Annotated in this window: 10 protein-coding genes; 2 read left to right on the forward strand and 8 right to left on the reverse strand. The window is 37.9% G+C overall.

Going from position 1 to position 16,554, the window contains the following annotated elements:
* Positions 1-53: 53 nt before the first annotated feature.
* Both KEM10_RS12845 and KEM10_RS12850 read right to left on the reverse strand, forming a co-directional pair.
* Positions 54-6,728, reverse strand: a complete 6,675-nt coding sequence (locus tag KEM10_RS12845) for a carboxypeptidase regulatory-like domain-containing protein (RefSeq protein WP_212216416.1) — start codon at positions 6,726-6,728, stop codon at positions 54-56.
* 10 nt (positions 6,729-6,738) lie between these two features.
* Complete coding sequence (locus KEM10_RS12850) at positions 6,739-9,354, reverse strand: putative Ig domain-containing protein (RefSeq protein WP_212216417.1); 2,616 nt, start codon at positions 9,352-9,354, stop codon at positions 6,739-6,741.
* A gap of 394 nt (positions 9,355-9,748) precedes the next feature.
* Between KEM10_RS12850 and KEM10_RS12855 the strand changes: the two genes are divergently transcribed.
* Together KEM10_RS12855 and KEM10_RS12860 are read left to right on the forward strand one after the other, a co-directional pair.
* Entirely contained in the window at positions 9,749-9,970 is a 222-nt protein-coding gene (locus tag KEM10_RS12855; protein WP_212216418.1) for a hypothetical protein, read from the forward strand.
* Positions 9,971-9,981: 11 nt separating this feature from the next.
* Positions 9,982-10,182: a hypothetical protein gene (locus KEM10_RS12860; protein WP_212216419.1), complete on the forward strand. Its 201-nt coding sequence runs from the start codon at positions 9,982-9,984 to the stop codon at positions 10,180-10,182.
* A 4-nt stretch (positions 10,183-10,186) separates the two neighbouring features.
* Here KEM10_RS12860 and KEM10_RS12865 read toward each other — a convergent pair whose 3' ends face one another.
* The 6 genes from KEM10_RS12865 to KEM10_RS12890 form a co-directional block, all read right to left on the reverse strand.
* Positions 10,187-10,732, reverse strand: coding sequence for a hypothetical protein (locus KEM10_RS12865; protein WP_212216420.1), 546 nt, complete (start codon positions 10,730-10,732; stop codon positions 10,187-10,189).
* Positions 10,733-10,754: 22 nt separating this feature from the next.
* Entirely contained in the window at positions 10,755-11,315 is a 561-nt protein-coding gene (locus tag KEM10_RS12870; protein WP_212216421.1) for a hypothetical protein, read from the reverse strand.
* 77 nt (positions 11,316-11,392) lie between these two features.
* The gene (locus tag KEM10_RS12875; RefSeq protein WP_212216422.1) at positions 11,393-13,951 is read right to left on the reverse strand and encodes a phage portal protein family protein; all 2,559 of its coding nucleotides are present in this window, start codon (positions 13,949-13,951) and stop codon (positions 11,393-11,395) included.
* Positions 13,952-13,962: 11 nt separating this feature from the next.
* On the reverse strand, positions 13,963-14,400 hold the full coding sequence (locus KEM10_RS12880; RefSeq protein ID WP_212216423.1) for a phage protein Gp36 family protein: 438 nt from the start codon (positions 14,398-14,400) through the stop codon (positions 13,963-13,965).
* Entirely contained in the window at positions 14,397-15,935 is a 1,539-nt protein-coding gene (locus tag KEM10_RS12885; RefSeq protein ID WP_212216424.1) for a hypothetical protein, read from the reverse strand. The genes KEM10_RS12880 and KEM10_RS12885 overlap by 4 nt, the downstream gene beginning before the upstream one ends.
* Positions 15,935-16,465, reverse strand: coding sequence for a hypothetical protein (locus tag KEM10_RS12890; protein WP_212216425.1), 531 nt, complete (start codon positions 16,463-16,465; stop codon positions 15,935-15,937). The genes KEM10_RS12885 and KEM10_RS12890 overlap by 1 nt, the downstream gene beginning before the upstream one ends.
* Positions 16,466-16,554: the final 89 nt, after the last annotated feature.

Raw genomic sequence — 16,554 nt, forward strand, 5'->3', positions numbered from 1 at the left:
GCAAAAAAGGGCTGCCCATTCAGACAGCCCCTTCCATAACTATTTAACCCTAATTACTCAATTATTATCTTTCTTGAGATATTTACTTTTTCATTTGTAATTTGAACTATATAAACACCTGAAGAAACATTTATTGATATCTTATTTCTTCCTGCAACCAATTGGCCTTCATAAACAACACCACCTTTTAAGTTACTGATGGTAAGGCCAGAAGGATTCTCAACTTCCATGGTAAAATTACCATCGTTAGGTATCGGATATATACTTATTTGCTCATTGTTTTCAGTGGCATCAATTCCGGTAGTTAGCGTACTGATTACATTTGAGAAAGCAGCTTCCGAATTACCTGACTCATATACTGCCTTAACAGCATATAAATATTCACCATCTACCAATGTGCTCCACTCGTTATCTGTGTATGATGTTTCAGTAATGGCATCAACAGTTAATAAAGTCCAGGCCGATTCATTACTTTCATCGCCTTGAGCTAAACGCCAAACCTGATAACCATTAACGTAGCGTAAGTCATCATTTTCCAGTTTTACATCTGAGTGAGTTGATACCCCATTTTCAATTGGTTGACTAGCCAATGACGGAGTAAAATCAGACGATTTCATTTTTGTTTCCTGAAGTTCAACTACCCCTAATGGACGGCTACTAGTACCAGATACTTCTTCACAATATGCATGAATACTCCAGTTGGCATTAACATTTGAAATATCGTAAAGATTATACCATTCTCCCTCGTGGAAAATTAAAGCACCTTTGTTTGCAACTGCAGGACCGGCATCTACACCAGCCGGATATCCTGTTCTATCATCACATTCATAACCAACCCACACTTCTTCGGTTCCATCAATAAATACCGGAGCATCTAATATTACTTCATTCCAGGCATTTTCTACAGGATCAACAACATCCTGATAATATACTAATTCTGGTTGTTCACCAACCCAAATACGAATTTGGAAATCAGCATCAGATGGAGCTGCGTCAACACTTCTAAAATAGAAAGAAACTTTTGTAATGCTCAGATCTTTTGATTTGAAATTAACCAAATCATCAGTAGTAAAACGCTGTGCAGCGCTAAACACAATCCCCGATTCACTGCCAATTGAGTTAGTGGCTTCACCATTATCCCAATACATCCAACCTTCTTCAGGCATGTACGAACCTGGTTTTAGCCAATTAACAGTTGCACTAACATCACTATTGGTTGCTTCCACTTTTAAAGGAATGGTAACTGCTTCGCTTAATACTACTTCATTAATCTGTTCAAAGTCATCATCCACCTTATAATTAGTTAATTCAAAAGGTTCAAAACCTTCGAGCTGAACACTTATATTAAATAAACCTTTTGGCACTTCTATCTGCTCAGCTTCGCCATTGGCATCGGCAGAGAGAGAGTAATCAATACCAGTATTATCCGAAGTACCTGTCATTACAATTGCTGCATTTTCGGCCGATAAACCATTGTTGGTTGAAATAGCAAACGTAACTGTTGAAACAGCTCCTTTTGTAATTACACGCGAAAACTCAGGTACTGAATAATTCTCGTTGTGGTATTTAGCTATTACTGCATAGTAATAATTTCCTTCAGCCACATCACCCCAGGTATTATCAGTAAAACTGTTTGCTGCAATTGGAGTATCGGTTAACAATGTCCAGTTAGCAGGAGTTTCTTTATCGGCTTCAGCCAAACGATATACATTATAGGTAATTGCAAATGGAACTTCATCAACTTTTAAACTTGACGTTTGATAATTTGAACCAGCAGCAAACACATCTCTGTAATCAACATTTGGTAATACAGGTTTTGTGTTTGTATTGTTGTTATACAATGTTGATTTCTTTAACTGCACTTCAGGAGCTGTGGCAGAACCATTATACGCGCAGTAGGCCTGAATATTCCAGTTTAAATTAAAACCGCCATCAGTAAATTCATAAAATGAAAACCAGTTACCACCATATTTTAGAATATCACCACCGTAAACCGAAGGACCGATATCTGCTCCTACAGGATAGTTTCCCGCAACATGATTAACCGCATATCCAATAATGTAGCTCTTACTATTATCAATAGATACAGAAGTAGTTAGATAAAACTCATTCCATTCACCAGGAGTTACATTTATTGCTTCACTATAAATTTCCTCCTCGTACATTAATGAACCCGACCATACTTTTAATTCATATTCGCCATCCGTAGCAGGGAAAATGCGGATTCGGCTAATTGCAAAACCTTCTCCCAAACTCATTTCCTGTAACTCTTCCGAAGTGTAACGAACACCTACTTCCATAACACCTCCACTGGTAAGACCTATGCCATTATCGAAGGCTCCATTATCTTTATGGATCCAGCTATTGGCAAAATCACTTGGTGCTTCCCATCTTACTTCAGCAGAGCTGATATAATCTGTTAATGCAACATTACGAGGAGCACGGGCATCTTCCAATATTTCAAAAGAACCTAAATCTTCGGTGTTTTCATCAATGATAATATCAGACTGTTCATAGTCCACATATCCTTTTTTAGATATCCGCACATTATAAGTGCCAAAATACACATCCGGAATTTGAACCGTACCATCAGCATTTACTTCTCCTGAGTAGCTAAACTGATTATTTTCGAGATAAACAATCGCTCCTTCAGCGCTTCCTCCATTGGTGGTAACAGCAGCCGAAACAACTGCATATTTACCTTTATCAACACCATTTGAAAAGGTTGGCAATGAAATAATATCGTTGGCATAAACACTTTTAACCGCAAAACGATAAATATCATTTTCTAATGGTTGCCAGTTAGTATCAACAAAGAAGGTATCAGTAATTAACTCAGTATTTAGTTGTACCCATGAAGATTCATCAGCTTCCTGACCATTTAATAAACGATACACATTATATCCTAATGGTTGTTTTTCGTTCTCTAATGCTGCTTCGGTTGCAAAAACATTTGCAGATTCAGTATTGATGGCTTTAGCAAAATAACTTACATCAACTGAATCATTAGCAGCTTCTGTTGCAACTGTTTCCTCCAAGGTATTAGCCTTACTTGAAGATAGTTTAGCCGCATTTAACACAACCGGATTATCGTTGGCATTGGCACCACAAATAGCTTCAATATTCCAGTTACCATTTAAGGCACCACCCGTAATTTCACGACCTGTGGTCCACTGATTTCCATCGTAGAATGCATCACCATTCACCACATTTGGACCATTATCATATGTAATAGGTGCAATACCCGAATTTTGTACAATATCTAAACCTACCAATAAGTTCTTTGAAAGATCAATTACATAAGGGATATCCAACTCAACTTCATTCCAGGCATCTAATTCCGGAACAACCTCTTGCGAATAAACCTCTAATTCAGCTCCATTATCACCTTGCCAGATTTTAATTGTAAAACGAGCAATTGAATGAGCATAGAAACGAACTTTATCAATAACCATACCTTGCTTAATGCCATAGGCTTCATATTCGTCGGTTGTATAGCGATGAGCAACTTTATAATTTGCCGAACCATTACTTCCGAATATACCATATGCATATCGGGTTGACTTTGTAAGGTTAAATGAATAAACGGCTTTATCCCATCTTACAAGTGCATCGGTGTTTCTATCCGCACCAAGTACTTTTAGTGCCTGCGCCGCTTCCTGTACAAGGCTGATTAAATGAGCATCTATTGAAGCATCACTAACAGTTAACTCTTCTGAATAAGTTTCGTAATAAGGTGCTTCTACCTCCACTTCGTAGGTATTTCCACCATACACATTCTCAAAGGTATAATTCCCCTCGGCATCAGTTACGGTAGTGTAATACTCATATCCTCGAAGTTTAACCTCAGCATTGGCAATTCCAACTCCAGGTAAATCATTTCCTTCCACTTTACCTGAAACAGTTACAACAGGTAATAATGTCAATGAAAAATCAGACTCAGTAAGATTACTGTTTGTTACTTCCACTGAATTTGTTTGATCAGCATATCCTAATAAAGATGAAGTAAGTGAATAAGCGCCTGGTTTTACATGAGCAAACTCATAATATCCATCAGCATCGGTTGTTACTGTGGCATTTAACTCATCAATATGTACTGATGCACTTTCTAACGGTGTAGTTCCGTCAGCTGCTAATACTTGTCCGGATAATGATCCTGTATTTTCAACATCAATATAAAACATTGTATTTGGTACCTGACTTAAAAACTGTCCGTCGGTACTAATTGGATTATATGGATCGAGCTTAAAATATGTATTGACGTAACGCGAAGATGCACTTGGAGCATCCGACGCTAAAAAGGTTAAACCAAAAGCACCTAATTCATTATTAGCTCCTGAGTTACGCACTAAAATAACCAGGTTACCCCCTTTATATTCGTAAGGCTGATCAAATTCGAGTTTCCAGTCAAATTCACCCCATGGAATCTCAACACGGCGATCAACCACCAATTGCATTTCGGTAGCTGGAACCCAACCATTTTTAAGTGAGGTTTGATCTGTTTCTCCAATAAAAATTTGAAGCGCCTCATTATTCAAGTTCTCTACTCCATTTATAACTTTATAACCAATAGCATTTATATTACCCATAAAGCCATTAAATAATTCGGCTTGATAAACAGACTCGGAGAAAGTATAGTTATAGGGATAAATAGGAATAAAGTTCTGAACCACTTTTCCTTCACCAATGGTAATAACGTTCATATTATCTGGTTGCACTTCCAGATCCAACAGCTTAGATTGATTATTTCCGGTTGCTTCATCTGATTCGCAAATTACTCTTGCTTTAACCGGGAAATAACCTTCAGTTTCAGGAGTCCAGGTAAATTCAAAATCTCTTTTGATGCCAATACCCAGCGATCTGCTATTATAGCTTTCAGCTAATACATTATTATCAGCATCAACCAATTGAACGGTGTAATTTCGGATTAAATCAGTTCCGTTATTTACAATGGTTACCTTATTAGTAGTAGCTTGCCCAACGGTTGGTGCCGTGTTACCTTTTACTGAAAGTACAGCAATATCTTGTGCAAATACCTTTTCCAGCAGAATATTATCGAAATAAGTAAAGTCACCTTGCCAAGATGAAAGGTGGAAACCTAAATTAAAGTTACCACTATATGGTGCTGAAAAAGTTAAAGAGTCTTTGTAAAACATTCCTCCTGTTGAAACATTATCGTAGCTGGCCAGAGTAATTACTTGTGCTGCCGGAACATTGGTTTTACCAATTGTAACATTCCATGTTTCCCCTGCATAAATATTGGTTTTTACATCATAACATAAACGATAAAGTGTACCTTCTTCTAAATTAAACGAAGGAGATATAAACCAATCATCCTGAGTAGGGCCAGTAAAAAATGTTTCCATTCCAATACAAGAAGGTAATCCTTTACCACGTATCAGGTTTCTTTTCCAGGCATACTCATCTTCATTGGCGTTTATGATAGTCCATAGATCCATTGTACTACCGTCTTCAAAATCCTCGGAGAATGGTAAACTCACCTGTTTTCCTACTTGCAAGTATTTAGATGATGTAGTGCCTCCTGTACCATCTGCATTTTTTGAAGTAATTTCGTACTTATAGTTAGCTAATGAGGAAATGGAAGTATCATCATAACTATTTCCACTATAATTAGTTTCTAAAACTAAATTACCAGGCTGACGAACAATACGATAAGTAATATTACTATTATCGAACCAACCTTCTTTCATACCTAAAGCTGGTGGATTCGACCAATTTAAACTGATAGTTCCACTATTATCAACAGCTTCTACTGTTTCGGGTCCTTTCGGCAAATCAACACCCACAAAAGCGTTGATATCAACCGGTAAACTAGCACCTTCAGCACTATTTACAACAACCTTATAGGTATGCTCACCACTTGTAATATCAGCATCATTCCATACAATAGCAGCACCCGGTGTTAAATTACTGGTAAAAACAATTGGCTCGGTAGCACCATCTTTGTAAATATCAACAGAAGTGATTTCGGTTAAAGCATCACCACCATAGGTAACAGATGGATTTTCCCATGATAAATCCATAGAAACAGCTCCATTGGCACCCGGAACCGGAGTTAAATCAACAACGGCAGCAGGAGCATCAATTAAAGCTGCAACACTCACTCGGATATTATCAATATAAAGATATGAATAAGGGTTATGTTGGCTATAACAATAAAATCCAAGATTATAAGTACCATCAGCAGGCACAGTAAACATTACATCTACATATTTATCGCCAAGTACTTGTGGTATATCAATAATTTCAATGGTTTGATCAGCTACATCAGTACTGGCACCCACATAAACTTTAAAGCTTTGTAACTCATACAGAAAATCGGTAAAGAACTCCAGCTTATAATGTTTATTGGCTTCCAGTTGTAATGTTGGCGAAAAAAGCCAGTCATCGCCTTTGTTTGAACCAAAAGAATAGGCAACACTAGGACTTTCATCCCAACCACCATATGGCTGATGAATCCATGTAATGGCATCGGTATTGACGTCATTTACAGTCCATGCATTAAAATTTTCAGCATCGTTAAAATCCTCAAAAAATGGAATTGTCAGAGGTTCCGCTGTAGTTACTTTTACATCTTCAATAAAAAACTGACTGAGGTTATCTGTTATTTTGTCACTAATACCATCGGATATTTTCGGGGAGGCTGCCAGATACAGCCCATAACAAATCCCCGTAATGGTAAGAATTAAACTTGCTATTTTCTTCATAGTAGTATTGTTATTGTTTTATTACCTTAATTGTAACAGCATCGGTAGCACCGGAGAATTGTACAAAATACATTCCTGATTCCCAGTTAGATGTAGCTAATTGCAATGAATTAGTAGCCATTAGATTATTTGAATAATAAACCTGACGGCCAGCTACATCTACAATTTTAACGGTGCTAAATGAAGCTTCCCATTTTAGCGAAAGCTCATTTTTAAATGGATTGACTACCTCAACACCACTTAATTCCGATTTTTCGATTCCGGTTGAAATACCGGAGATCTCAACCATTACATCGGTTGATGTACTTTTGGCAGTTATTATATTATCAACATCAGAGGTATTTGCAGCATCATATTTTATATAAATCGAACCACCCGTTACAGGAAGTTCTATACTGCTAGACCATTCAACTTTATCGATTGATAACATAAATGGTGTACCGCAATTGATTGATATTTCTTCGGCCAGATCATAACCTGAGTACTGAAGCGTAGCAATCCATTCTTCATTTTCGTTTACAAAATCGTTGATTGATAATGCAGATGGTGTCACTTCCAATACAGGAGAGGCCACAATAATATCATCTAACACAACACCATATCCAAAATTAGAAATTGCTTTAAATCCAATAAAATATTCACTTCCGCCTTCTGGCAGGTTAATATGATCCATTGTCCAGTCTGAAATATCATCGGTATACGACGAAAGCAATGTCCAATCGCTTAATGCTGATGTTTTGTAATATATCTCCAGTATATCCTGATCAACCATCCAAACAGGCTGAGCATGAGCAAACGACAATACCGGATTACTCAATCCACTGATATCCAATTGCGGAGTTACCAACATGGTTGAATTCCCATCGTAACTCTGACTATTAAAACACACATTAAAATCTCCTGCAAAAGCCCCGGCTGGAAATTCTTCACCATCTCCTCCACCTGTTTGTAAGTTCCAATTTTCAGCACCTACTGAGTAATATTGTTCCCAGCAAGAAGGATAACCAAATTCGAAATCTTCTATAAATGGAAATTCAGTTGTGATGTTACAAACCACATATATTTCATAATCGAAAGATGCAAAACAACCATTACCATCCGTAACCATTAATGAGAAATCAAATATACCTGATTGCGTTGGCGTTCCGGAAATAACACCTGTTGATGCACCCAAAACTAAACCGTTGGGTAATACACCTTCGGTAACCACATAATTCAACACATCACTTCTGTTATTACTAATTTCGATGGCAACCGAATAAGCTTCATCAATACTTGCATTAGGCATGCTTTGTGTATCAAATGTTATATCAGGGCAACTTGTTGACTTAAGATTTAGATAAATACTTGTCGCCAACACATTTGACACAGTAATTCTACCTGTAAAATGTCCTGTTTCAGTTGGCATAAAACGTACATACAAATCGCCACCATCTTTTGTAAGAATAGTTTCGGTTGACCAGCTTGCGCTATCTGCCGAAACCTCATAAGGTCCTTCTACACTTATTGATATTTCCTCTTCAAGATTATACCCATTAACAACCACTTTTTGAGCTGCACTGGCAACATTCAAAACAGTTGAACTTTCAAGTTCCAGCTCTTTTTTATCACATTCGATACGAGGTGTTGTTGGGTCAATAGCTGTTCCTTCCAGGCTCATTACCCCTAATCCAAGAGGATCTAACCATGATTGCATTTGGGTAGAAGGATCATCTCCATAGTGATCCCAGTGATACCAAAGCTTTCCGTAGAAGTTATCTCCGTTAACATTGGTACACGTTGAGTTACCACCTGTTAAAGTACCAATAACCAAATGATTACTTGCAAACAATGGTGATCCGGAAGATCCTCCTTCGGTTACAGAATGTCCATTTTCTGTAGCCACATATTTAAATCGCCAGTGAGCATCGGTTGCACCCACATCTTCACCTGGCCAGGTACTTTCGGCATATGTTTTAAACGTTGATATCTTTTTAATGTCTCCAGCTGGATGATGAATACCTACACCATCGCCTTCAATCACTTCGTTTCTGCGATCCCAACCGTTGTAATATACATCCCAGTCAAGAGGCACTTGTTCGTCTAACTCCAAAAGTAAACCATCAGATCCACCGGTAATAGGAACCGCCACTCTTAAATAACTACCTACAATAGTATGTGTTTCAACAGGCATTTCGTCCTCGCAACCGGGTGATTCATATCCAAAAGTAAACTGCCAGCGAGTTAAATCCTGTTCGTTTGAACCATGATAACAGTGAAAAGCAGTTAAGATATAAGGTGTTAGATCTTGTGCCGTATTATTTACTAATGTTCCTGAACAAACATACCACCCAGCTCCAGAAGGACCATTTGAAACATACATTGTCATCTGACAAACACCTTTTTTCTCAGTTTGCCAATCAGCACCCTCGCTACAATTAATATTAATCATACAAGATGCTGACTCGCCTATTTCAGTACCAACAGCTGCTTCCTTAGGGAAACGCTTTACTACTACATTATCAAATACATACCCAACGTTATCAATAGAAATAACTGGCATGCTGTTTAAATCTTGCGAGTTCAGAATCTCTTGCCTGTTTTTAGTTGAAATATATTCCAAAATAATGTCATCACCCGCTACCATCTCGGTAGAAAATTATAAGGGGTAGTACGAATGATGCAAATAATAATGTTCAGACAAAAATGGTTTAAAGCCTTGATGAGTAAAGGATATAGCACAAATAGAGCCTATATTTAAGCCTTTCGAATGATGAGGATTGATTGAATAATGATTGAATTTGGTTATAATTTTAAGCCTTATTTGTTTTACCATTTAAGATGTATTTAAAGCTTTGATATAATTAGGATAGCGAATAAATTATTAAACGGCATTTCAGTTAAATCTGATGTGCCGTTTTTTATTACAAAATGCTCAAAATACATCGAAAGGTTACAAAATAGGTTACAAAATAGGTTACAATATTTCTTTTTAAAAATATGTTAACTGTACCTATTTTTGTGATAGACCTATTTCACACATGCGCAAAACTGAACTTAAAAAGAAAAGAGATAAGAAAATGGTAGAGAAATTCTACGAGCTATATGACATTAAGCGTAAGCGTATGGATGATGTGTTACAGGAATTATCTGAGGATTACTTCTTTTTAGATACCAATTATATATACAGCAGGATCTTTTATTGTAAAGAAAATAGTGCCTATTACAATGAACTACTGGAAGGATCATGTAATAAAAAATAACCATTGAAAGTATGAAACAGGAAAATATAGTGAGGCAAAAAATGTGGGATGCTAAAATAAATAATAAAGATGCAGTATTCCCAACAGAGTTTTATAGTAGTAAAGATGTATTAAAAGGCATTGGTTCATTTGACTTACGAAATGTTAATGTAAATATTAGATTCGGTAAAACAGACAAAGGCTTTGATGCTTATGTAGTTTCATTTCCTTAATCCATTAAACATGCAAAATAAAAATAGGCTCATCATCCGTTGTGGATGGTCGCTCAATGGGTTCGTCTGAGATAGTGATATCGTTAACTTCGTTTTGATTGAACTCAGCTTGAGCGCTTGCATCTTCTACATTACAATTAAAAGATATACGATACAAATTACCTGAACCTCCAGACTCTTCCCTATGCATATCAACCCGGCGCATGGTTTGAAAATGTTCTCCACTTACACCATGAAAAGCTGCATGTAACTTACTTAATAACCTTAAATAGTCGATTGCGTTGCCCTGGTTATATGCTCCATGGTAAGTATCTCCAAACGATTCAAAGAATAGATACATGTCAACCTGAAGGTCGCACTCCTGGATTAACTGGCTTAAATCGTTGCATCCATTTGTATTAAAACCTATAAAGACTGCCGGTGTTGGGAAAGGTATTTCCTCTGTTAAGTATGAAACCTGTTCGTGCCATAAATCTACCCAGGATACTTCCGGGAGTTTATCATTGATTCGTTGTGCAATCTCATTATAAAGGTCTGTCCATGCTTCCATAATTCAAGTGTTTAAATAGTGTTTAAACGTTTCGTAATTCTATTTTGACTGATGAGTCGTTAAAGTGAGGTTCTATTTGGTTTTTAATTACCTCACCAAACCATTGATCGAAGTTGTTCATTAGCGTTTGACTATTGCCCATGAATTGGTGTTGTGGTATTTTTATTTTGGATCCAACAGGCTTTAATGCCATGGCTTTGCAATACTCAGCCTTTGTTCCTGTTTTATCAAACTCATAATACTTTGCCCAAAAGAACTTTTTCATTTGTGCTGTTACCACAATAAAACCTCCTTTATTGTGAATATCGGCATACTCAGAATCAGCTATAACAACCACTTTACTCATGGTTGCAGATTGCTTTTTAATAGATCGCATCAGGTTTCCACGCTTGTAAAGTGTACGCTTTCCGGCTAGTGGATTACTCGTTTTTTGCCAGGCTTTAAAAGAAGAATCGGTAAAACCTTCTTTAACAAATGACTCTTTAAAGAACTTTACTGACTCACTGGCAGCATAACGCGAAGCATTCTTTTTTAATTCTTTAGCCATTTGCATAAATTCAGGAACCTTGTTTTTTCGTGCCATAGGTTGTATATTTGTATCGGTTCGAGGTTGCGACCGAGAACCTCCCAAAAAGGCAATGGTTTCCGGCTATTGCCTTTTTAATTAATATCCTGTAAGAACTGTTTATAATCCTCTTTGTATATCTGTTTGCGTGAAAGCTTCGCTACTTTGCTACCTCGGATCACTACTATCTGTTCAATCGTCTCTTTTCGTCCAGGAACAATGACTCCATGAATCTTTTGTAAGAAATCCTTTTTAAACATCTTTTCAGAACATTCACTTAAATCAAATATTACATACTTACACCTCTGTTTTGATGCACTAGAAGCCCTATTATCTATATGACTTGTAAGCTTTACATCCTTACCATTAACCACCGGTTTAAACGTTTTTAAATCGCCTAATGTATTTGGGGATCCAATACCTAACTCGGGATTTTTAACATGTAATAATCCGCTGTTTTCGACATGAGATAAAACATATACATCCTTGTTTAATTGTTTAGCAATTTTGCTTGCTGCATTAATGGATGCTTCACCGTCGGACATATCGTGAAAATCATTCACAAATACTTTATTGTCACCTGCTTTTATTGCTGTATTGAAGGGCATGTACCTTTTCATCCGTTCGGTATTGTCGCGAACTATAGGCCTGGCTTTATCCGTAATATTTTGAAAATAGCTCTGTTCATCGTTGAATACCTCACCTGATTTATGAGGATTGTTATGAAACTTAGCACCTTTAATATTACGCCCGTCTGTTGGAGGCTCTACAGTTTGCTCTAACCAACAACGGCAACCATGATCATAAGGTGGTAAACTGGTCCACTCTTTAACAGGTTTAACAATGCCTTCGTTGGCTGCATGGCTGTCACGAACCTCACCGTCTTTCATTGTGCGGTATTTGAGGTTTGGATAAATATCCTCATCATCCAGATAGGTTTGAAAGTCTTGGACAGAATGTACTGCAGAATTACAAAAGCGTAGCTCTGTAGTTAAGTAAGCTGAATTATGCCGTTGAACCAATCCTTTTGCCTGATTGATAAATTCATCCTTTGAAAGCTTATCGGCTTTTAATTCGTCCAGCTGCTTCATAAGATCGTGAGACTTATGCCCTGCGAACTTCAAAAAGTTTTCACGGAAGCGACGGGTTAAACTCTCATCGTAGTAACCTTTACCCCATGCTTTTTCAGCTTCATTGTTGAATGCTGCATAGTTTTTTAACACCAAGTCATTATCCAAGTCAGTAGGTTTTACCTCTCCATTATAGATCTGATTGGCTAAACGTTCTATGGCAGCATCCCACGTGGCAGCAAATACAATAAACCCGGGTGTTGTATGAGCAAAAGGAACTAATCCTTTGTAGTTCGCGTCAGGCTTTTTTTTTTGAGGAACCGAATCATTAGCATCTGTTCCGGTACTTTGAGTATTTGTTCCAGAATTTTGGATTTTCATTCCAATGATTGGTAATCCTGTACGGTTTTTAACTTCTTCGGTATCGAATTCAAAAGCTGAAGATAGTTTTTGAATAGCATCAATATAACCGTTAATATCCAAAGTCTCCTGATTATCCCAAACTAACGTGTGCGTTGCGAAATCAGCATAAACACTACTTAACTTTGCTAAGCGTTGACGTATGTGAGTATTAAAATAGTATTTAAACAGTAGCTTATCTGCTTCGTGCCTGTCTTGTGCCACACGCTCCTGTACCTCTGCTGATCCTACAAAGCTTTTCTCATCCACCATTGCAGTTCCACCAAGTACCCGTTTACTCATCTCCTGATTACAAACATCATTGATCAACGATTTAAACGATTGATAAGCATCAACATTGTAATTGTTTGGAACTTCAATTTTTTCACTACCCTGTAATACTGCAAAGTGATTCATTCGGAAGCTTTGAAGCATCTCAAAAAGTTCATCTCTTCGGCCTGTATCCATACGTTCTGTAATGGCAAACAAGGGAGGAACTCCAAACTTTTCGATGTAACTCATCCAGGATCCTAAACCCAACTTTTTAGCCAGGACAATCATGGCTAACTGATTGAGCATACCAAGATCCCAATCACTACCAATCTGTACATAATAATCCCTGTAGGTTCCTTCGCGGTAACTTGTACCAACATCGTCCCATTCCTCATTTACAATAAGACCTGTTTGCGCGATAAAATTGGATTGAGGTATTTCATTAACGCGAATCAACTCTCCAAGCTCATCTACATCGAATAACTCGATTAGTGTGGTTCCCTGGAATGTTTTACCAACTATTAAACGAACTAAATCATCGTACCATGGACGTTCCAATAAAGCTTTTAACTCTTCGTTTTCTTCACCTTTCTCGTTTACTAACTTGAATGATGAACGTTGCACCCGAAGGATGCGAGTGTCTATGACTGAAGAAAGGTGCAGATCTAATAATAACGACTGGTAGAAACGCATCAATTCACCCCGGCGCGGATTATCCGGATCGGTAGCAATCATGACCGCATTGGTCCAGTCTTTAATTTCTTTGCGCTTATAGGTAGTTGCCTCACGTTCCCATTTGGCCTTTTCTCCACGTTTGTAATATTCAGCAAATATTGAGCTGTTTTTTACCCGGCTTAAAATGGCTTTTTCTGCCGCATCGCCAATACGTTGTATAAATGTTTGCTTACTCATTTAAATGCTGTTTAAATAAAATTATCATCGTTGGTATTATTGCCATATACAGGACTTATGGCTGTGCCATCATCGCTGGTTAGTTTGGGGCAATTAACCAGATTCATGACTCCGCTTTGGATGCGTTCCAGATCTTTAATGGCATCGCTATATAATTTTGAGTAATCCTCCGGAACTTTTCGGGCTGCATTTCGGCGAACACTTCGGTAAACAACTATACTGGCAATAATTTGAACCAATACACCATTGCGAACAGGTACATCTGTAAATATTTGTTCGTGATTGTAGGTGCCGGAAATGTAAGATATAGCCAGATCGATGGCTTTTTCTTCGATATCATCCAATATTGAATTATCATCGAGGTTAATGCCGCTTGCTAAAGCAACGCTTTCACCCATTAAACGCTCTTGTATAATGGAAATTAAATCATCTTTGTTAACGTACTTCATGGCATTTCAAATTTTAACTTCATTTTACCTACTCTAAATGACTTCTCACCTTTCTTCTTCCTTCCTCCAGGAGAGGAATACAATTCCAGTTTTTCAATGGCCTGTTGATCTGCATCCGGGCTGTCATCATGCTCGCGGCTTCCTTCCTCCACTGCGCATAATTGCATAATACCTACTTGTGTATCGGAATGGCTTTTTAATTGCTCGTTGTAATAGATGCGGCTATTTTGATAATACGGTTGCATGGTGATCATGCGCATGAGTTTATTTGAGCGAGGATTATCAACCTTCATCAGGTTAAGATCAATGTCATATTCTTCCTCCACTTCATCAATGGCACGTTGCACTTCACCATTCCAGAATTGGGCCTCGTATTGATTTAAAAAATTGACATCCCGGGGTAGTTGCCTTTTAAAATCACACATCCAGGTCACTGCCTTTTTCATTTTACTTTGTTTTACATAGCAATCAATTAACCAGAAGTTTCGGCCATGTAAACCCCAAACCCTGACTGCATTGTAATCGCTTGTTTCATTATCAGTGTAGGCTATATCCCAATGCGAGATGATCATTTTAAACTCAGATAGCGGTGGAAGTTTAGCCCATTGTATTTGCTCTTCGCTAAATACTGATCCTTCCAGTTTACTTTCGTTCAGGTATTCGGCATAAGCTGCCACAATTCCCATATTCTTCTCCTGCTCACGGTAATAGTCGGCAGTATAATAGTTCCATACAGGTTGATATGTGACCTTGTTATAAGCATTAATTCGTCTCACTCTCCAGTCGGGATGCCGTTCCTGAAGAATGGTTTGAGTCATTACCCTAGCAAAACGGTTATTGGCATAAAGTAAGCGTCTTGTTTTACCTGTCATGGTTGGCAACACATCGCGTTCAATAATATCTGCCTGGCGGCGCATTCGTTTGGGGTTGGCAATGGTATCCGGAGTTTCTAAATCATCAATGATCCATAGATTAGGACGGCGGTGTTTAATACGAACACCACGAACCTTCTTTTTAATACCAAATGATTTACCAATAAAACGCTGATCGATGGTTGCAAAGTCTCCAAATTCCCATGTTCCGTTTGCTTTCTGATAACCAAAATCATGTATTAACAATTGGTTTCCTTCCAACTCAGCTTGAACATCGGCCATTAGTTCTTCAGCCCGTTCTTTACTGTCACTCATTAAACAGGCAAATATTTCTTCACCTCGAACCCACAACCAAAGAGGTTCGAGGATGTCGCAATGAACAGATTTAGCCAAACCGCGCCCCCATTCTTCAAACTCAATAATCAAAGGATCATTGGCAACATCATTGGCAAACTCAATATGAAACGGTCCGGGTTCCGCAATGGCATAATGTGGAAGGTATGTTTTTACAAAGAACTCAAAATCCTCTTTTGCCCTGGCAATACGTATCCTTTGTTCCTCTTTTGTTTCAAAAGGATTTACCTCGTTTGCTTTCTGAGCAATCTCAAGTTTCTTCAGGTATTCATCAGCTTTTTGCCGGTCTGTTTTACGCTTTGATGCCATTATGCCAATTCGTTAGTTTTACGCTTCACCATTACCGACTGGAAATCAATTGTTTTTTCCCAAAGGCCTTCATCGTATTGGCGCATGTAGTTAAAGATTTCATCCATTACGTCGATGAATACACCTAGAGTGTAGCTTGTTTTATCCAGGGAAAGCAATGTTTTATTTTGTTTGCTCATTTCATCCGACAAGGCACGGGCTTCTTTGCGCAAGCGTATTTCTTCCTGTGTATCTCCGGCCTTTTGAGCATCCAGTATTTGTTCTTCCAGTTCGAGCCGTTGCTGACTCATTACTCGAAGAAGCTTTTTAAGATTATCGGCATCGGTGCTGATGCATTGCTGACGGTCTTGTCGCAGATCTTTCCACTTACCTTCAATCGACCATTTGCTTAATGTTGCTTCAGTAATATCTAAAAGAGCTGCTGTTTCCTTTTGACTCATGCCTTGTACAACAATGTATTCGTAAGCTGTACGCTTTAATTTGTCGTAAACAGCCTTTGATAATTGTTTCCTGCGTTTTTTGCTTGCCATGTGCGGTTTATTTTTTACAAAGGTTGTTTGATTTACGCGCACGTAAAAAGCAGGCTTTTTTATACACTAAAAATCTCCTCTTTAACTCA

This window comes from Carboxylicivirga linearis (assembly GCF_018271995.1).
In the GTDB taxonomy this organism is placed as follows: Bacteria; Bacteroidota; Bacteroidia; order Bacteroidales; family Marinilabiliaceae; genus Carboxylicivirga; species Carboxylicivirga linearis.